Raw genomic sequence first — 1,417 nt, 5'->3', positions numbered from 1 at the left:
TGATATATCACCTTCCACATGACAACCAATATTATATTCTAATGTTTGATTTTTAATTCCTTCTTTATTATTTTTAATTAATGTAATAGCTTTATTTAATAAATCTAATTTAGCATCGCTTATAAAAGATTTACTATCTTCTAAACACTGTAATAATTCTTCATATTTAGCATTAAAAAAATAATCAACTGCTTTATGATATGTTTCTCTATTTTCCTTATTTTTATTTTGATATGTATATAGTTTTTTAAATCTACTTGTAAGATGAAATTTATCTATTGTATAGTGAATTTTATTTTTAGGAAAATATTGATGCATAAAATTTTTAGTATTTTTAATTCATAATGCACCATCACCTAAAATCATAATTTCAATATTGGGTTTCATTTTGAAATGAGTTTCAATTAAAGAAAATAATTTTATAAGAACTGGTTTTAAATTTGCTTCTTTTTTAAGATAATCTGGAATATTATCCATTTCAAAAACACCTAATTTATTTGCAATTACAGGTCTATTTTTAGTTGATTTTTCTTCATTAAAACCAGTATTAACAGTACATGCTATCGTGTGTTTTTTTATCTTTTTTCTTCCTTGTTTTGTTGAATCTAACATTTTCAAATAAGTCCCATCCATTTGAATATATAAAGTGTGTGGAATATCTATTTTTTTATTAGTTTTATTAATATAATATTCTTCATCAGTTTTTGCACTTTTCATAATATTAGATATTGTCATTAAACTAATTTTTACATGTTCCATAGTATCTAAAATATCTTTATATCTTTTGTTCTCAGTAATAAATGATAATATTTTTTCTTTAACAGAATTATCTATTCTTTGTCATTTTTCAATTCCTAAAAGTTTATCCAAAGGAAAAATATATTCTTCTTTACCTGTTTCTGGATTAATTTTATAATATTTTCTTCTTTTAAAAGTTATTTTCCCATTTAAAATAGTTAATGTTCTTGGTTTTATTTCTTTTACTTTATAATCTTTAAATTCTTTTAAAGTTTCATCAATTTTATAATTTTTAAAAATTCATTCATCACAATCTTCTAAATTTTGTTGAATAATTTCAATACTTTGTATATATAACAAATTATTAAAATTCTTAAAAAAGTTGTTATCAATATTTATCATTTTTTTACCCTCTTTCCTTAGTTCTACACATTAACACAAAAATAATAAAAATGCAAAAAAAGATATTATTTTTTATTTATTGTGTTATAATTTAATTGTTAATTATTAGCAAATTAATTTAACTGAAAAAAGTAAAGTAATTTACTTTTTTTTTATTTTGATGTAAAATATAGATAATAAAAAAAGAACCGTGTCAAGTTCTTCTGTACATGTTTTTCTCTACTTATATTTAACCATATAAAGGAGTAAAAAATGAAAGAATTTAATCCAAAAACAG

At 20.0% G+C, this 1,417-nt stretch carries 1 protein-coding gene; it reads right to left on the bottom strand.

All coding sequences use genetic code 4. The annotated features are described in order from the left end of the window. Window positions 1-1,140 (bottom strand): Mbov_0401 family ICE element transposase-like protein (locus D9R21_RS06475; protein WP_148108877.1); only part of this gene is annotated, 1,140 nt, incomplete at its 3' end. Window positions 1,141-1,417 lie beyond the last annotated feature (277 nt).

This window comes from Spiroplasma endosymbiont of Megaselia nigra (assembly GCF_003987485.1).
In the GTDB taxonomy this organism is placed as follows: Bacteria; Bacillota_I; Bacilli_A; order Mycoplasmatales; family Mycoplasmataceae; genus Spiroplasma.
This window is presented reverse-complemented; position numbering and strand designations above follow the sequence as displayed.